Origin of the sequence: Streptomyces sp. NPDC046859 (assembly GCF_040645135.1) — a bacterium.
In the GTDB taxonomy this organism is placed as follows: Bacteria; Actinomycetota; Actinomycetes; order Streptomycetales; family Streptomycetaceae; genus Streptomyces.
The window spans coordinates 281306-298557 of sequence record NZ_JBEYXR010000007.1; the positions used below are offsets into that span (position 1 = coordinate 281306).

Genomic DNA, 17252 nt, shown 5'->3' on the forward strand with positions numbered 1-17252 from the left:
CCGGGGTCTACTCCGCCGCGTCGTCGGGCTTGACGGGGTCCAGGGTGATGCCGCCCGTGGGCCGGCCCGTGGGGTCGGTCGTGGGCTTCTGGGTGGTCGGCTCGTCCGTCGGCTCCTGGGTGGTGGGCTCGTCGGTCGGCTCCTGGGTGGTCGGCTCGTCCGACGGTTCCTCGGTGGTGGGCTCGTCGGAGGGTTCCTCGGTGGTCGGCGTCTGCGACGGGGTCGGCGTCCAGGTCGGCCGGACACCGGCGCCCTGGTCGGTCTCGAGGCTGAAGCGGGCGCCGGGCCGCGTCACGCCGAACATGTACGAGGCCCAGATCCGCGCGGGGAAGCCGCCGCCGTTGACCCGCGGGAGGCCGCCGGCGCCGTACATCTTGGTCTGGCTGTGGGTCTTGGCGTCCTCGCCGAACAGGCCGACCGAGGTGACCAGGTCGGGCGTGTAGCCGGTGAACCAGGCGGACTTGTTGTCGTCGGAGGTGCCGGTCTTGCCGGCGACCCTCTGCCCGCTGCGCTTGGGGTTGTTCGCCACGGCGTCGCGGGCCGTGCCGTCGTCGACCACTCCGGTCAGGACGGAGGTGACGGTGTCCGCGGCGCGGCGGGACAGGACGCGTTCGCCGATGGGGTCGGCGATGTCGACCTGGCGGGTGTTGTGCTCGGCCTTCTTGAGGATGCCGGGGGTGACCTTCACACCGTGGTGGTCGAGGGTGGCGTACACGCCAGCCATCTGGAGCGGGCTGGCGCCCATGGTGCCCAGGGTCTGGGCGGGGACGGCCTGGGCGTCGGCGGTGTCCATGCCGAGCGCGCCGGCCACCTCCATGACGTCCTTCATGCCGACGTCGACACCCAGCTGCGCGAAGACGGAGTTGACCGACTTGTTCATCGCCGTCTGCACGGTGATGTCGCCGTAGTCCTGGTCGTCCTCGTTCTCCGGGGCGAACCCGACCTTGGTCCCGCCGTCCACGACGGGGCGCTTGCTGGTGCCGTCGTAGACGGTGTCGGCGGTGATGGGATCGCCGTCCTGGGTCTGGGCCGCCTTCTCCAGGGCGGCCGCCAGGATCACCGGCTTGAACGTGGAGGCGGGCTGGTAGTCGGCGCGGGTGGCGTTGCTCGTGTAGTGCTTGAAGTAGTCCACGCCGCCGTAGAGGGCGACGATCTTCCCCGTCTTCGGGTCGACGGAGACGGCGCCGGCCTGGACGTCGGCGTCGACCTTGCGCTTCTTCGGGTCGAGCTTGCGGGTGAGTTCGGCCTTGACGGCCCTCTCCAGGGCGGCCTGCCGCTTCTTGTCGACGTTGAGGGTGATGGTCCAGCCCTGGTCGACGACGGCCGCCTCGGCCTGGGAGCGGGTGAGGCCCTGCTGCCGCATCAGCTGGTCCTCCAGCTGACGGTTGGCGAGTTCGATCAGGTAGCCCTTCTGGCCCTCGCGTCCGGCGGCGGGCTTGGGCTCCCTGGGCTCAGGCAGCCTGGTCATCCCCTGGCGCTCGGCGCGGTCGAGCCAGCCTTCCTCGACCATGTTGTCCAGGACGTAGTTCCAGCGGTCGGTGACGAGTTTCTTGCCGGTCTCGGACGCGGTCGCCCAGTCGTACTGGCTCGGCGCCTGGAGCAGGGCGGCGAGATAGGCGCCCTGCTGGACGGTCAGCTTGTCGGCGTCGACGCGGTAGTACGCCTGGGCGGCGGCCTGGATGCCGTAGGCGCCGCGGCCGTAGTAGCTGGTGTTGATGTACCCGGCGAGGATGTCGTCCTTGGTCATCTGGCGGTCGACCTTCAGGGAGATGACCATCTCCCTGAGCTTGCGGCTGACCGTCTGCTCCTGGCTGAGGTAGTAGTTCTTGACGTACTGCTGGGTGATGGTCGAGCCGCCCTGCGCCCCCTTGCCCATCACGGTGTTGAGCAGACCGCGGGCGGTGCCCTTCAGGTCGATGCCGTGGTCGCTGTAGAAGCTCTTGTTCTCGGCGGCGACAAAGGTGTACTGGACCTTCTTCGGGACCTTGGACAGGTCCACGATCTCGCGGTTGACGTCGCCGGCGCGGGCGAGGACGCTGCCGTCGCTGTACTTGTAGACGTTGCTCTGGCGCTGCGCGGCCTGGGCGGCGGCGTTGTCGCCGGGGACGTCGACGTACAGGTAGAGGGCGAAGAAGGCGCCGATGACCAGCAGGCAGGTCCCCAGGAAGGTGCCGAGGATCTTCTTCCAGGTGAACAGCCGGCGTATGCGGCCCTTGCCGCCCGTGTTCCTGCCGCCCGCGCCCTTGGCGGCGCGGCGGGCGGCGGCGCGGCCCCCGCCGGCGTCGGACGGGGTGCCGACGACGGTCACCGACGGGTCGTCCCCGGCGTGCGGGGGCGTTCCGGGGGAGCGCCGGGGCGCCGCGCGGCGGCCACCACGCTGCCGCGCTCGTCTCTCTTCCGCTCGTCCCATGGCTCCGTTCCGCTCCGCTTCGCTTGGGTGTGCGCTCCTGACACACGGGTTCGCCGCTTCCGGTCAGCTCCGAAAGCTAACACCGGAAGTTGTGACAAAGGGCGGCCGATCCGGGCTTTTGCGGACGTGACAATCAGCACCCACCCCAACGGAACCGACGACTCAGGGGGCTTCAGGGTTGCTCGCGCGGGATAATCTGATATCACTTAGCTAAGTGGATGAGAGCATTTACATGAACGGGGGCACCACCATGCCGCACGACAGGAACGACACGGCGACGGCCGCCACGGCCGACGTGCCGGAGATGCCCGCGCCGCGCGTGCGCGAGGTCGCCGCCCACAGCATCGGCGGCGGGCTCGCCCTGCTGCTGGGCCTGGCCGGGCTGCTGGTCGGCGCGGGGCTGATCGCCGGTGCCACGGCGGTCACCGGGAACGGGGGCAGGGCGGCCCTGATCGTCGCCGGCGTCCTGGTCGCGGTCGCCGCACTGCTCGCGATGTCCGGGCTGAACATGGTCGCGCCGGGCGAGGCCCGGGTGGTCCAGCTCTTCGGCCGCTACCGGGGGACGATCCGGCAGGACGGCCTGCGCTGGGTGAACCCGTTCACCTCGCGCACGAAGATCTCGACGCGGGTGCGCAACCACGAGACGGCCGTCCTGAAGGTCAACGACGCCTACGGCAACCCGATCGAGCTGGCCGCGGTCGTGGTGTGGCGGGTCGAGGACACCGCGCAGGCCACGTTCGAGGTGGACGACTTCCTGGAGTTCGTCTCGACGCAGACCGAGGCGGCCGTGCGGCACATCGCCATCGAGTACCCGTACGACGCCCACGACGAGACCGGCCTCTCGCTGCGCGGCAACGCCGAGGAGATCACCGAGAAGCTGGCCGTGGAGCTGCACGCGCGCGTGGAGGCCGCCGGTGTGCAGATCATCGAGTCGCGCTTCACGCATCTCGCGTACGCTCCCGAGATCGCCTCCGCGATGCTGCAGCGCCAGCAGGCCGGCGCGGTCGTCGCGGCCCGCCGGCAGATCGTCGACGGCGCGGTGGGCATGGTCGAGGCGGCACTCGCGCGGATCTCCGAGCGGGACATCGTGGAGCTGGACGAGGAGCGCAAGGCGGCGATGGTGTCGAACCTGATGGTGGTGCTGTGCGGCGACCGGGCTCCGCAGCCGGTCCTCAACACCGGGACGCTCTACCAGTGACGGCTTCCGCCGGGGGCTCCGCCCCGCAGGGTCGGCCGCAGCGCAAGCAGGTGCTGCTGCGGCTCGACCCGGCCGTGTACGAGGCGCTCGCCCGCTGGGCGGGCGACGAACTGCGTTCCGCCAACGCGCAGATCGAGTTCCTGCTGCGGCGCGCGCTGGCCGAGGCGGGCCGGCTGCCCGGTGAGACCCGGCCGATCCCGCGCCGGGGCCGGCCCCCCGCCCGGCCGCCCGAGGCGCCGTAGCAGAACCGTGACAATGGGTCCCCACCTGGGCGTTCACACCCCCCGCCGACAACTGCACACCGTGCGTATACATGCCGGGTATACACCCCGTGTAGTGTCCTCGGCATGTCCATCGGTCACACCCTCCTAGGGCTCCTGGAGTCGGGCCCCCGTCACGGCTACGACCTGAAGCGTGCCTTCGACGAGAAGTTCGGTCACGACCGGCCGCTGCACTACGGCCAGGTCTATTCGACGATGTCCCGTCTGCTGAAGAACGGCCTCGTCGAGGTCGACGGCATCGAGCCCGGAGGCGGGCCCGAGCGCAAGCGGTACGCGATCACCGACGCCGGGGTCACCGACGTCCAGCGGTGGCTCGCGACCCCGGAGAAGCCGGAGCCGTACCTCCAGTCGACCCTCTACACCAAGATCGTCCTCGCCCTGCTGACCCGGCGCGACCCGGCCGACATCCTCGACACCCAGCGCGCCGAGCACCTGCGGATGATGCGTATCCTCACCGACCGCAAGCGCAAGGGCGACCTGGCCGACCAGCTGATCTGCGACCACGCGCTCTTCCACCTGGAGGCCGACCTGCGCTGGCTGGAGCTGACCGCCGCCCGTCTCGACAAGCTGGCGGAGGTGGTGGTCAAGTGACTCCGCCCCCCGGCTCTCTGCTCGCGGCCTCCGAGCTGCGCAAGGCCTACGGCCCGACCGTCGCCCTCGACGGCGCGGACTTCTCCATCCACCCGGGCGAGGTCGTCGCCGTCATGGGCCCCTCCGGCTCCGGAAAGTCCACGCTGCTGCACTGCCTGGCCGGCATCGTCCCGCCCGACTCGGGGTCCATCGTCTACAACGGGCGCGAGCTGGCCACCATGAACGACGCCCAGCGCAGCGCCCTGCGGCGCTCGGAGTTCGGGTTCGTCTTCCAGTTCGGCCAGCTCGTCCCCGAGCTGACCTGCGTCGAGAACGTCGCCCTGCCGCTGCGGCTCAACGGCACCTCCCGGAAGGAGGCCGAGCGGACCGCGCTCACCTGGATGGAGCGCCTGGAGGTCGACGACCTGCGCAAGAAGCGGCCCGGCGAGGTCTCCGGCGGTCAGGGGCAGCGCGTCGCCGTCGCCCGCGCGCTGGTCACCAGCCCGCGGGTGCTCTTCGCCGACGAGCCCACCGGGGCGCTCGACTCCCTCAACGGCGAGCGTGTGATGGAGCTGCTGACGGACGCCGCGCGGTACAGCAACGCCGCCGTCGTGCTGGTCACGCACGAGGCGCGGGTCGCCGCCTACTCCGACCGCGAGATCGTCGTACGCGACGGCAAGTCCCGGGACATGGAGCGCGTCGTATGAACGTGCGTCAGTGGGCCAGGGACCTCGGCATGGGGGTCCGGTTCGCCTTCGTCGGCGGCCGCGAGGGCTGGGTCCGTGCCCTGCTGACGGCCGTCGGCGTCGGCCTCGGTGTGGCGCTGCTGCTGCTCACCACCGCCGTCCCCAGCATGCAGTCGGTCCGGCACGAGCGGGAGAGCGCCCGCGCCGACGTCGACTACAGCCGGCTGGACACGAAGGCGAACGACCACAGTCTGCTGATCGCGGACGTGGACACGGACTGGCGGGACAAGGACATCCGCGGCCGCGCCCTGGAGCGCGAGGGCGCCAAGGCCCCGCTGCCGCCGGGCGTGGACAGCTTCCCCGCGGTGGGTGAGATGGTGGTCTCCCCCGCCCTCGAACGGCTCCTGAAGTCGGACGACGCCGCGCAGCTGCGCGAGCGGCTGCCCGAGAAGATCGTCGGCACCATCGGGGAGAGCGGGCTGATCGGCTCACAGGAACTCGCCTTCTTCCGCGGCGCCGACGGTCTCGTGAAGGCGATCGACGGTGCCCGGGTCGCCCGGATCGACCGGTTCGGGGACACCAGCCCCGCCGAGGTGGAGACCGACCCCGTCCTGGTGCTGCTGGTCATCGTCGTCTTCGTGGTGCTGCTGATGCCCGTGGCCGTGTTCATCGCCGCGGCCGTCCGCTTCGGCGGCGAGCGGCGCGACCGGCGGCTGGCCGCGCTGCGGCTGGTCGGCTCCGACGGGCGCATGGTCCGCCGGGTCGCGGCCGGCGAGGCACTCGCGGGCGCCGTGCTGGGCCTGGTCCTCGGCACCGTGTTCTTCCTCGTCGGCCGCCAGGTCGCGGGCTCCGTCGAGGTGTTCGGCATCAGCGTCTTCCCGAGCTATCTGGACCCCTCCCCCGCGCTGGCCCTGCTCGTCGGTGTCGCGGTGCCCGCGGCGGCCGTGGTCGTCACCCTGTTCGCGATGCGCGGCGTGGTGATCGAGCCGCTCGGCGTGGTGCGCACGGTGAAGCCCTCGCGGCGCCGGCTGTGGTGGCGGCTGCTGATGCCGCTCGGCGGTCTGGCGATGCTGTGGCCGATGATCGGCCAGGGCCGCGAGAACGGCACCTTCAACGCGTACCTGGTGATCGGCGGTGTGCTGCTGCTGCTCATCGGCGTCACCACCCTGCTGCCCTGGGTCGTCGAGGCGGTCGTCTCCCGGCTCGGCTCGGGCGGGGTGGCCTGGCAGCTCGCCGTCCGCAGGCTCCAGCTGAGCAGCGGCACGGCGGCCCGCATGGTCAACGGCGTCGCGGTGGCGGTGGCCGGCGCCATCGCGCTGCAGATGCTGTTCGCCGGCGTCGAGAGCGACTACACGAAGGACAGCGACAAAGACGTCGCCCGGGCCCAGATGCAGGTGTCGCTGTCCCGGCACGGCGAACTCGGCCCGGCCGTGGAGCGGTTCCGCGACACCCGGGGCGTCAAGGAGGTCTTCGCCTACGCCCAGGGATACATGGGCGACAGGCGCAGCGAGCCGGACATCGGTGCCGAGCTCAGCGTCGGCGACTGCGCCTCGCTGCGCCAGGTGGCCGTCCTGCCCTCCTGCCGGGACGGTGACGCCTTCTACGTCGCCGACTCCGAGTGGGACCAGGACACCCCGAAGGTGGCGAAGCAGCCGGGCCGGACGATGTACCTCGACCCGTCGTACGAGGGCAGTCCGCGGCGCCAGGAGATCGCCTGGAAGATCCCGGAGGGGATGCGGCCGGCCCACTCGCGCGAGGACCTGACGGGCGGCGAGCGCGGCGGCTTCCTCCTCACGCCCAAGGCACTGGACCCGTCGGCCGCGCCGGCACTGCGCGGCCAGGTGTACCTCCAGCTCGACGACACCGTGGCGAACGTGCACGACCTCGTGCGGAACGCGGCGGTGGCCGCCGACCCGCTGTCGTACCCGATGAACTGGTACGCCACCGAGACGTCCAAGCGCTACGCCACGATCCGCACCGGTCTGTTCGCCGGCGCCGTCTGCGTCCTGACGCTGATCGGGGCGAGCCTGCTGGTCTCCCAGCTGGAGCAGCTGCGGGACCGCAGGAAGCTGCTGTCGGCGCTGGTCGCCTTCGGCACCCGGCGGCGGACGCTGAGCCTGTCGGTGCTGTGGCAGACGGCCATCCCGATCGCCCTCGGGCTGCTGCTGTCCGCGGTGGTGGGCGTGACGCTGGGCGCGGTCCTGCTGAAGATGACGGACACGCCGGTCGTGGTGGACTGGGCGAGCATGCTGTCGATGACGGGCGTCGGCGCGGCCGTGATCGTCGTGGTGACCCTGCTCAGCCTGCCGCCGCTGATGCGGCTGATGCGCCCGGACGGCCTGCGCACGGAGTGACGCCCCACCCGCCCGGCCCGCGGCCGCACCGCCTCGCGCGGTGCGGCCGTACGGGCGCGGTGACCCGTACGGCCGCCGCCCGTGCCAGGATCGGTGGGGTACGCCGTCCCCCCAGGAGTGAGAGCCATGTCCATGGACTCCCTGAAGTCCCGTCTGCCGGGCTACGCCGACGACCTGAGGCGCAACCTCGACGCCGTCCTCGGCCGTACCGGCCTCACCGCGCAGCAGCTGTGGGGCACGGTGCTGGCCACCGCGATCGCCTCCCGCTCCCCCGTCGTACTGCGCGAGCTGGCGCCGGAGGCGAGGGCGAAGCTGTCGCCCGAGGCGTATACGGCGGCGAAGTCCGCCGCCGCCGTGATGGCGGTGAACAACGTCTTCCACCGCACCCGGCATCTGCTGTCCGACCCCGGGTACGGCACCCTGCGCACGGGCCTGCGGATGAACGTCCTCGGTGACCCGGGGGTGGCCAGGGTCGACTTCGAGCTGTGGTCGCTCGCCGTGTCCGCGATCAACGCCTGCGGTCTGTGCCTCGACGCGCACGAGCGGGTGCTGCGCAAGGCGGGCGTGGACCGGGTGACGGTCCAGGACGCCTTCAGGATCGCGTCGGTGGTCCAGGCCGTCGGCGTCACGCTGGACGCCGAGGACGTGCTGGCCGGCATCGAGTAGACGCCGGCCTTCCGCTCACCCCTGAGGTGCCGGCTCCCCGTCGGCCGCCGGACCCGCGGCGCGATCGTCCACGGCCTCGACGGGCTCGCCCGCGGGCTCGGGGACGGCCGGTGCCGGCGGGGCCTGACCGCCCGCCAGGTCCATCTCCTCCGAGTAGCGCCGCAGATAGCCCACGATGGTGTTCGTCACCGCCACCAGCGGTACGGCCACCACGGCGCCGCCGATCCCGGCCACCATGCCGCCGGCCGCCACCGCCAGCACGACCGCCAGCGGATGCACGCGGACCGCGCGGCCGAGGATGAACGGCTGGAGGATGTGGCCCTCGATCTGCTGGACCGCGAGCACCACGACGAGGGTCATCACGGCGGTGAACACGCCCTGGGTGACCAGGGCCACGACCACCGCGAGCGCGCCCGACGCCACCGCGCCGACCAGCGGGATGAAGGAGAACAGGAAGATGAATACGGCCAGCGGGACGGCCATCGGCACGTCCAGGAAGTAGATGCCGATGCCGATGAACACGGCGTCGATGAGGGCGACCACGACCGTGCCGCGCACATACGCCGTGAGCGTCGCCCAGGCCCGCGGTCCGGCGCCCGCGACACCGGGCCGGGCGGCGGCCGGGACCAGCTTGAGGGTCCACTGCCAGATCCGCTTGCCGTCGTAGAGCAGGAACAGCGTCGAGAAGACCGAGAGCAGGATGCCGGTGAGGGCCTCCACGATGACGGTCACGCCTTCGAGGCCGGCCGAGGTGATCTCGTCGGTGTTGGCGCCGACCGCGTCCCGCAGGTTCTCCGCGATCTCGTTGATCTGCTTGTCGGTGACGTGGAACGGGCTGTTCAGCAGCCAGTTGCGCAGTTCGTCGATGCCGTCCTGGATCTGGTCGGACAGGTCGTCGATGTTCTCCATGACCTGCCAGGTCACGAACCAGCCCATCAGCCCGATGACGACGAACCCGAGGATCGCGGTGAGGGCGGTGGCCAGTCCGCGCGGGACCCCGCGCCGGGTCAGCCAGGCCACCGAGGGCTGCATCAGAGCCGTCAGGAGCAGGGCGATGACGAAGGCCAGCACGACGAGCTGGACGGCGCTGATGACACGCATCAGCACCCAGACGGTCCCGGCGAGGATCAGCAGCCGCCAGCCCGCCTCCGCGGCGACCCGCATGCCCCACGGCACGGCCTGGGCGGGGTCGGGGCGCGGGACGAGGGCCCCGGGCGACTGCTCGGAGCGCCGCCGTGCCGTGCCCGGGGACGCCGGGGCGTCACCGACCGCGGGCCGGGCGGACGGCCGTTCGGACGCGAGGTCGTCGCTCTCCCGCTCCGCCGCGGCACGGCGTTCGTTCAACCGCTCGCTCATTTCGGTCAGTCCGGCACCGAGCCGGCCGAGCCACCCTGGCACTCGTGACATGATCCGTCCTCTTCCCCCGTCCGTGTGCACCACTCCTCCCCGGAGCCGTCGGTTCGACGCTACAGGGGCGGCACGCGGCAACGCGAAAGCCCCTCACCTGAAGACGGTGAGGGGCGTTGCGGGGTTGAGCGGGGCAGCGCCTAGTACCAGTGGTTGGCCTGCCAGAAGCTCCACGCGCCACAGGGGCTGTCGTAGCGCGAGTTCATGTAGTTCAGGCCCCACTTGATCTGGGTGGCCGGGTTCGTCTGCCAGTCCGCGCCGACGGACGACATCTTCGAACCGGGCAGCGCCTGGAAGAGACCGTAGGCGCCCGAGGACGGGTTCACGGCCTGGTAGTTCCAGCTGGACTCGTGGTCCACGATGTTGCTGAAGCACTGGAACTGGTCGGCCGGCACCATCTGGCGCGCCATCGCCTGGATCTGCGCGACCGTGTAGGAGCTCTGGACCGGGAAGTCGGCGGACGAGCGGGACGCCTTGGCCTGGGCGGCCTCGCGCTCCTTGGCTTCCTTCGCCGCCTGCTCCGCCTTCTCGGCGGCTTCCTTCTTCTCGATCGCGCTCTGGGCGGCAGCCTTGCGGGCCGCCTCCTCGGCGTCCTTCTTGGCGCTCGCGTCCGCGGCGATGGCCTGGACATCCGCCTGCGCCGACAGGGACTCCGTCTGCACCTGGGCCTGCTGGCCCGCGGGTATGTCCGCGAGGAGCGTCGTCTCGGCTGCCGTCGCCTCGGCGTCGTTGGTCTGCGCGGTGCTGCCCGAGGCAACGCCGACGACGCTTCCGACAGCGGTGACCGCGGTGGCCGAGGCCACTGCGAATCCCCTGACCGAAATCGGACTCACACGGTTTCCTTCCAGCATCGCCCGCTTCGGTGACCCTGGCGGACGCAATCGTGCCCCTGACGCTGGCCTCCCAACTGCGCGGTCACGGGAGGCGCGGACCCGCCGGGCAACTCCCTTGCGGGGAGCACCGCGTGTTGGCTCGGGCGGCATACGACGTCGCTATGCAGTTGGTGTGGTGCTGCCGTGGCGCCGTACCGCTGGGGGCACGGCTGTGTCGTATGCGGGGCCTGACAGGAGTGAGACTCTGCCGCACCCGGGCACCGCAAGGCAATTCTGTCTTGCGTGTGAAAGCTCACACGCCGTTTGTCCCTGAGCTTTTCCGGAAAGCGGCACACGCCAAGGCGCCGCCCGGCTAGGCTCTTCGCCTTTCCGGACGGCGCCAACTGACGCGTAACCGCTATGAAGTTGGGCAGCCCTCCCCAGGACCGCGCAGACCCGTCAGATCTGGCCGTCCTCGAGCATTTCGGTCACAAGGGCGGCGATCTGGGACCTCTCGGACCGGTTCAGCGTGACGTGGGCGAACAGCGGGTGTCCCTTCAGCTTCTCCACGACGGCGACCACCCCGTCGTACCGGCCGACGCGCAGGTTGTCCCGCTGCGCCACGTCATGGGTGAGAACGACCCGCGAGTCGGCGCCGATCCGGGACAGGACGGTCAGCAGGACGTTCCGCTCCAGCGACTGCGCCTCGTCCACGATGACGAACGCGTCGTGCAGCGAGCGTCCGCGGATATGGGTGAGGGGAAGCACCTCCAGCATCCCTCGCGCGGTGACCTCCTCGATGACCTCGCGGCTGGTGACCGCGGACAGCGTGTCGAAGACCGCCTGTGCCCAGGGGCTCATCTTCTCGGCCTCGGTGCCGGGCAGATAGCCGAGCTCCTGCCCGCCCACCGCGTACAGCGGCCGGAAGACCATCACCTTCTGGTGCTGCCGGCGCTCCAGCACGGCCTCCAGACCCGCGCACAGCGCCAGCGCCGACTTCCCGGTGCCGGCCCGGCCGCCCATGGAGACGATGCCGACGTCCGGGTCGAGGAGCAGGTCCAGCGCGATCCGCTGCTCGGCGCTGCGCCCCTTGATGCCGAACGCCTCGCGATCGCCGCGCACCAGGCGGACGTTGCCGTCGGGGGTGACCCTGCCGAGCGCCTTGCCGCGCTCGGAGTGGATGGTCAGGCCCGTGTGCACGGGGAGGGCGGCCGCTTCGGGCACATGGACGCGCCCCTCCTCGAAGAGGATGTCCACCTGCTCGCCCGGGAGGGTCAGTTCGGACATACCGGTCCAGCCCGAGGAGTCCGTGATGGCCAGTTCGGCGCGGTACTCCTCGGCGAGGAGTCCGACGGACGAGGCCTTGATCCTCAGCGGCAGGTCCTTGGACACGACGGTGACGTCGAACCCCTCGGCCTGCAGATTGCGGGCGACCGCGAGGATACGGGAGTCGTTGTCCCCCAGGCGGTAGCCGCTGGGCAGCACACTGGGGTCCGAGTGGTTGAGCTCGACACGGACGGTCCCGCCGAGGTCCCCCGTGGGGATGGGGGCGTCGAGACGGCCGTACCGGACCCGGAGGTCGTCGAGCAGGCGCAGGGCCTGCCGGGCGAAGTAGCCGAGTTCGGGATGGTGCCGCTTGGCCTCCAGTTCCGTCACCACGACGATGGGAAGCACGACCTCGTGCTCGTCGAAGCGGCTCAGGGCGTTCGGGTCGGCCAGCAGGACGCTGGTGTCGAGAACATAGGTGCGCCGGTCGGGCTTGTGGCGCTTTGTGCTGGTCACCACGGAAGGACGTACCCCCTCGGATGAGGTCGGGGAGCGACGGAGTGGAGCTGGACCGGTCGTCGGCCTCGGTGCACGCACCGCACGGGCCGGGGACCGGCCCTCCACTGCTTCTTCCGTGCCGTCACCGCACGGTCGGGCTGGTGCAAGGGGCCTCCCGGGCGGACGGCTCCGGCGCCGTCCGCTGAGATCCGACACCCGTGGTTCGGGCGTCGACCTGCTTGGACTATGCCCTCGAACACCCGCCGCCATGCCCACGGGTATGACGGCACGCCGGTGAACTCCTCATGACGTCCGCTCCCGCCCGCTCGCACGGGAGTGCGGTGTCAGCCGCCGTAACGGCGGTGCCGTGCGGCGTAGTCACGCAGGGCACGCAGGAAGTCGACCTTGCGGAAGGCCGGCCAGAAGACCTCACAGAAGTAGTACTCCGAATGGGCCGTCTGCCACAGCATGAAACCGGACAGCCGCTGTTCACCGCTGGTGCGGATCACGAGGTCGGGGTCGGGCTGGTCGCCGGTGTAGAGGTGGCGGCCGATGAGGTCGACGCTGACGGACTCGGCGAGCTCCTCCATGGAGGAGCCCTTGTCGTGCGCGTCGGTGATCATCGAGCGCACGGCGTCGGCGATCTCCTGGCGACCGCCGTATCCGATGGCCACGTTGACCAGTATCCCGTCGACGTGGGCGGTGGCCTCCTCGGCCTCCTTCAGCGTGGTCTGCATCGGGCCGGGCAGCAGGTCCGGCGTGCCGACGTGATGCACGCGCCAGCGTCCGTCGGCGGCGAGGGTGCGGACGACGTCCTCGATGATGCCGAGCAGGGGGACGAGCTCTTCCCGGGGGCGGTCGAAGTTGTCCGTCGACAGCAGCCAGAGGGTGACGACCTCGACGTCCGTCTCGGTGCACCAGCCGAGGAACTCCTCGATCTTCTCCGCGCCGACCCGGTGCCCGTGCACGGTGGAGGAGCCCGCCGCCTTGGCCCAGCGCCGGTTGCCGTCCATGATCACGCCGATGTGCTTGGGCACCTGAGCGTGGTCCAGGTGGCCTTCCACCCGGCGTGCGTACAGCCTGACCAGCAGGCCGCGCAGCCTGTCGCGCAGGTTCACGTGATTGTCAGCCCCTCCGTACGGATGCGGTCCCCGCGCATGGAGCGTACCGGGGTTCGGGGCGGGCGCGTCCCGGGGGTGCGGTCGCCGGAACAGAAAACGGGCCGGTCCGTGGGGGGGAGACGGACCGGCCCGAGGGGGGGTTTCCACCATAACCCTTCGTAAGGGATGCCGTGTGCATCGGCGCGAGACAACTACGCTCCGGAGTCGTCCGGCGACGGCCGGATGCGAGGGAAAACGATCCCTCAGGAGGGCGCTCCAGCGAGAAGCAGGCCCGTGACCAGGGGGAACGCAAACCCCATGGCCGGTAATGGTGGGTTTGGCCGATTGTGCGCACCGCTCGGCCGTCCGGGGGGCCGTCCCTCCCAGGGGTGACCCCGGCCGCGAACGTCCGCTTGACGCCCCGGGGCCGGGCCGTCGGCGGGTCGCAGCAGGGCAGGGCACCGCGCAGCCCCCTCCACCGCGCGGTGCCACCGCGCAGCTTTGCTTACGCGAATTGCCTTGGTCTGAACTTACGCGAGGGCCGCACGGAAAGCGAGCCGGCCCTCATAACAATGTGGGCAAGGTGAGGTTCCTTGGATGTGGAGGGCGGAAGCGGCCCTCGCCCCCTCGATGTGCGATTTGCACCGTTTGACGACAAGACGGCGGCTCACGGCCCCGGCCTGCGTGCCACGACCAGATGGCGGGTGCTGTGCGCCACGAAGGGGCCCTCGGCCTCGATCCGCTCGTGCAGGGCGCGCAGCCGGGGGCGGTACGCCTCGACGGTGAAGCCCGGCACCATCCACACCACCTTGCGCAGGAAGTGGACGACGGCGGCGATGTCGTGGAACTCCACCCGCAGGGTCTCGGCGCGCAGTTCGGCGACCTCCAGGCCCGCGGCCTCCGCCGCGGCGCGCTCCCGGTCCGGGTGCCGGGCGTCGCGCACCTCGTCGGGCTGGGGTCCCAGGAAGTACTCGACCAGCTCGAAGACGCTGCGCGGGCCGACGTGCTGGGCGAAGTAGGTGCCGCCGGGCCGCAGCACCCGGGAGATCTCGGCCCACGGCGCCCGGACCGGGTGCCGGCTCGACACCAGGTCGAACGCCGCGTCGGCGAACGGCAGCGGCGCGTCCTCCGGTACGGCGACGACCGCGACCCCGCGCGGGGCGAGCAGCGCGGTGGCCTCGGCGACGTTCGGCGGCCAGCCCTCCGTGGCGACGGTGAGCACCGGGGCCTCGGGCGCCCGTCCGAGGGCGAAGGCGAGGACCTCCCCTCCCCCGGTCTGCAGGTCCAGCGCGGCGGTGACGGCGGCCAGGCGGCCGGCCAGCGACACGGCGTACCCCCAGCTGGGCCGCTCCTCGGTGGCCCGCCCCTCGAACCAGGAGAAGTCCCAGCCCTCGGTGGGCACGGCGGCGCCCTCCGCGACGAGTTCCTCGAACGACCTGCTGCGCTGCCCCATGCGGTCATGGTCGCAGGGCGGTGTCGGTGGCCGCTGATAATTTCCGCCCCATGACGAACCCGACGCATCCGACGGACCCGACGTACACGGCGGACGAGAAGGCGGTGCTCCGCGAGAGCCTGGACCGGCACCGGGACGCGGTCCTGTGGAAGCTGGAGGGCCTGGACGACGAGGCGCTGCGCCGCCCGATGACACCGACGGGGACGTCCCTGCTGGGGCTGGTCAAGCACCTTGGCTCCGTCGAGTACGGCTGGTTCGTCGAGAGCTTCGGCGGTGAGGCCGAACCGCTGTGGTTCGACCCCTACAGCGACGAGGACATGCGGGCCGACCAGGGCGAGACGACCCAGCAGATCATCGACTTCTACGGCCGGGCGCGGGCCGCCGCCGACCGCGTGATCGCCGGCCGGCCGCTGGACGCGCTGGGCCGGCCGGACTGGCGGGACACCGAGGTGTCCCTGCGCTGGGTGCTCGTCCACATGATCGAGGAGACGGCACGGCACGCGGGTCACATGGACATCGTGCGCGAGCTGATCGACGGGGCGACGGGCAGCCGCCGGCCCGCGTGACGGGCGGAGCGGGAGAGAGCGGGGACGGCCGCCGGGTCACGGGACCAGCGGCCGGACCTCCTCGGCCACGAACCGCACGAACCCCTCCGGGTCCGGCTCGTCGGCCGTCGGCTGCAGGACCACGGTGTCCGCCCCGGCCTCCGCGAACCGCCGCACGGCCGCGGCGACGGCGGCCGCGTCTCCCGCGACCCCGAGCCCGGGCACGGACGCGACCCCGTCCGTGGCCAGTTCGGCCCGGACACGCTCGGGGCCGTCCGGGCCGGTGGCGGCGAGCAGGTAGACGACGATCCGGTGCGGCTCGGCCTCGGAGCGTCCCGCCGAGCGCCGTCCCCCGTCGATGAGCCCGCGGGCCCGGCTCACCCCCTCGGGCGGGGTCCAGGCGGTCAGCAGCGTCCCGTCGGCGGCCTCGCCGGACAGCCGCAGCGAGCGCGGCCCGGTCACCCCGGCGACGACCGGCACCGGCCCGTCCGGCGGCCAGTCCAGGGCCACGCCGTCGAGCCGGACGTACCGTCCCCCGGTCGTGACGCGTTCCCCGCGCAACAGGGCGCGCAGCGCGTCGAGGTACTCCCGCAGCAGGGTCACCGGCGACTCGGCCCGGACGCCGACCTGCCCCATCCAGTCCTGCACACCGTGTCCGAGGGCGAGGACGGGCCGGCCCGGGAACATCCGGTCCAGGGAGGCGGCCTCCATCGCGGTGAGCGCGACGTTGCGCAGCGGCACGGGCAGCAGGCCGATGCCGACCTTCACCCGCTCGGTCCACGCGAGGGCGGCCGCGGCGGTGGAGACACCTCCCTCGCGGAAGCAGTCCTCCCAGAGCCAGAGTTCCTCGAGGCCCGTCTCATCGGCGATCCGGGCGACGGATCGCAGTCGTTCGGGGGCGAGTTGGGGGCGGAACACCGCGCCGAGTCCGGTCATGGCATCTTTCCTACCCGGGCAGCACTCAGGACAACGCAGTATCCGCGAGGGGCGGGAGGGACCGCGATGGCTCGGCGGTGGCAGGACGGACGGGGCACGCTGACGGTCCACGGAGAGCACGGCGAGGTGACGGTGCCGCTGGAGATCGCCGCTTCCTACCGGGCCCGTACGAAGGGGCTGCTGGGGCGGGACTCCGTCGACGGGGCGATGCTGCTCACGCCGGCCGGGAGCGTGCACACCGTGCGCATGCGCATGCCGATCGACGTCGCCTACCTCGACCGGCGCCTGCGCGTCATCGCCGTCCGCACCATGCCCCCGGGCCGGCTGGGCCTGCCCCGCCCGCGGTCCCGGCACGTGCTGGAGGCGGAGGCCGGAGCGATGGCCGGGTGGGGTCTGCGGACGGGGGTGCGCGTCGCCGTCGAGGCGGGCTGAGGTCTCCCGTCGCCGGCCTCACGAGCGCGGGAAGGAGACCTCGACCCTGCGGTTCTTCTTGCGGCCGGCCTCGGTGGCGTTGGAGGAGATGGGGTACTGCTCGCCGTAGCCGCGGACCTCGTAGGTGATCGTGGAGTCGTCCAGCTCGGACTCCAGGACGCCCTGCACGGCGTTGGCCCGCTTGCGGGAGAGGACGTCGCCGTGGGCCGAGGAGCCCAGGTTGTCGGTGAAACCGAAGACCCGGATGCGGGTGGCGTTCTGCTTGCCGATCTCCTCGGCGATCGACGCGATACGGGCCTTGGCCTCGCCGGTGAGCTTCGCGCTGTCCTTGGGGAACAGCACCTCGGCCTGGAGCGCGAACTTCACGTCGGCGTTGGTGTCCTCGCGGCGCTCCTCCCCGGCCTGGTCCTCGACGACCTGCTTGATGTCCAGCACCTTGGCGGCGGCGAGGGTGGCGCCCTCGGGCAGCTTGAGATCCGGGTCGTTGGCGTCGACCTCGACGGGCGCGGCGGCGGACGCCTCGGTGCCGGGCGGCACCACGGGGTCGTCGTCGGCCTCGGCCGTGGTGGCGGTCAGGAGATGGGCGGCGATCATGACGCCGACCGCGGTCAGGGTGAGGGGGAGGCGGGTCATGGGCG

Annotated in this window: 16 protein-coding genes; 8 read left to right on the forward strand and 8 right to left on the reverse strand. The window is 71.6% G+C overall.

Annotation, left to right across the window (positions count from 1 at the left end; genetic code table 11):
* Window positions 1-7: 7 nt before the first annotated feature.
* Window positions 8-2410: a transglycosylase domain-containing protein gene (locus tag ABZ899_RS13590; protein ID WP_361345073.1), complete on the reverse strand. Its 2403-nt coding sequence runs from the start codon at window positions 2408-2410 to the stop codon at window positions 8-10.
* 232 nt (window positions 2411-2642) lie between these two features.
* Between ABZ899_RS13590 and ABZ899_RS13595 the strand changes: the two genes are divergently transcribed.
* From ABZ899_RS13595 to ABZ899_RS13620, 6 genes are all read left to right on the forward strand, one after another.
* Entirely contained in the window at window positions 2643-3608 is a 966-nt protein-coding gene (locus ABZ899_RS13595) for an SPFH domain-containing protein (protein ID WP_361345075.1), read from the forward strand.
* Window positions 3605-3850, forward strand: a complete 246-nt coding sequence (locus tag ABZ899_RS13600) for a hypothetical protein (protein ID WP_361345077.1) — start codon at window positions 3605-3607, stop codon at window positions 3848-3850. Before ABZ899_RS13595 ends, ABZ899_RS13600 begins: the two co-directional genes overlap by 4 nt.
* A gap of 105 nt (window positions 3851-3955) precedes the next feature.
* On the forward strand, window positions 3956-4480 hold the full coding sequence (locus ABZ899_RS13605) for a PadR family transcriptional regulator (RefSeq protein WP_361345079.1): 525 nt from the start codon (window positions 3956-3958) through the stop codon (window positions 4478-4480).
* On the forward strand, window positions 4477-5166 hold the full coding sequence (locus tag ABZ899_RS13610) for an ABC transporter ATP-binding protein (protein ID WP_361345080.1): 690 nt from the start codon (window positions 4477-4479) through the stop codon (window positions 5164-5166). The genes ABZ899_RS13605 and ABZ899_RS13610 overlap by 4 nt, the downstream gene beginning before the upstream one ends.
* Complete coding sequence (locus ABZ899_RS13615) at window positions 5163-7499, forward strand: FtsX-like permease family protein (RefSeq protein ID WP_361345082.1); 2337 nt, start codon at window positions 5163-5165, stop codon at window positions 7497-7499. Before ABZ899_RS13610 ends, ABZ899_RS13615 begins: the two co-directional genes overlap by 4 nt.
* Window positions 7500-7625: 126 nt before the next feature.
* Window positions 7626-8165, forward strand: a complete 540-nt coding sequence (locus tag ABZ899_RS13620; protein WP_361345083.1) for a carboxymuconolactone decarboxylase family protein — start codon at window positions 7626-7628, stop codon at window positions 8163-8165.
* A gap of 15 nt (window positions 8166-8180) precedes the next feature.
* Here the strand turns inward: ABZ899_RS13620 and ABZ899_RS13625 are convergent, their stop codons facing one another.
* The 5 genes from ABZ899_RS13625 to ABZ899_RS13645 form a co-directional block, all read right to left on the reverse strand.
* Window positions 8181-9572, reverse strand: a complete 1392-nt coding sequence (locus tag ABZ899_RS13625) for an AI-2E family transporter (protein ID WP_361345085.1) — start codon at window positions 9570-9572, stop codon at window positions 8181-8183.
* 140 nt (window positions 9573-9712) lie between these two features.
* Window positions 9713-10405, reverse strand: a complete 693-nt coding sequence (locus ABZ899_RS13630; RefSeq protein ID WP_361345087.1) for a transglycosylase SLT domain-containing protein — start codon at window positions 10403-10405, stop codon at window positions 9713-9715.
* Between the two features lie 438 nt (window positions 10406-10843).
* Window positions 10844-12169 carry a PhoH family protein gene (locus ABZ899_RS13635; protein ID WP_361345089.1) on the reverse strand — a complete coding sequence of 442 codons (1326 nt, stop codon included), beginning with the start codon at window positions 12167-12169 and terminating at the stop codon, window positions 10844-10846.
* Between the two features lie 323 nt (window positions 12170-12492).
* Window positions 12493-13266, reverse strand: a complete 774-nt coding sequence (locus tag ABZ899_RS13640) for an isoprenyl transferase (RefSeq protein WP_361345090.1) — start codon at window positions 13264-13266, stop codon at window positions 12493-12495.
* Between the two features lie 649 nt (window positions 13267-13915).
* The gene (locus ABZ899_RS13645; RefSeq protein ID WP_361345092.1) at window positions 13916-14701 is read right to left on the reverse strand and encodes a class I SAM-dependent methyltransferase; all 786 of its coding nucleotides are present in this window, start codon (window positions 14699-14701) and stop codon (window positions 13916-13918) included.
* Window positions 14702-14751: 50 nt separating this feature from the next.
* On the opposite strand from ABZ899_RS13645, the gene ABZ899_RS13650 reads away from it, so the two are divergent.
* Complete coding sequence (locus ABZ899_RS13650; protein ID WP_361345094.1) at window positions 14752-15267, forward strand: DinB family protein; 516 nt, start codon at window positions 14752-14754, stop codon at window positions 15265-15267.
* A 36-nt stretch (window positions 15268-15303) separates the two neighbouring features.
* Here the strand turns inward: ABZ899_RS13650 and ABZ899_RS13655 are convergent, their stop codons facing one another.
* Window positions 15304-16221 carry an LLM class flavin-dependent oxidoreductase gene (locus tag ABZ899_RS13655; RefSeq protein ID WP_361345241.1) on the reverse strand — a complete coding sequence of 306 codons (918 nt, stop codon included), beginning with the start codon at window positions 16219-16221 and terminating at the stop codon, window positions 15304-15306.
* A gap of 27 nt (window positions 16222-16248) precedes the next feature.
* On the opposite strand from ABZ899_RS13655, the gene ABZ899_RS13660 reads away from it, so the two are divergent.
* The gene (locus tag ABZ899_RS13660) at window positions 16249-16614 is read left to right on the forward strand and encodes a DUF192 domain-containing protein (protein ID WP_361345095.1); all 366 of its coding nucleotides are present in this window, start codon (window positions 16249-16251) and stop codon (window positions 16612-16614) included.
* Between the two features lie 18 nt (window positions 16615-16632).
* On the opposite strand, the gene ABZ899_RS13665 is transcribed toward ABZ899_RS13660, so the two are convergent.
* Complete coding sequence (locus ABZ899_RS13665; protein WP_361345097.1) at window positions 16633-17247, reverse strand: OmpA family protein; 615 nt, start codon at window positions 17245-17247, stop codon at window positions 16633-16635.
* Window positions 17248-17252: the final 5 nt, after the last annotated feature.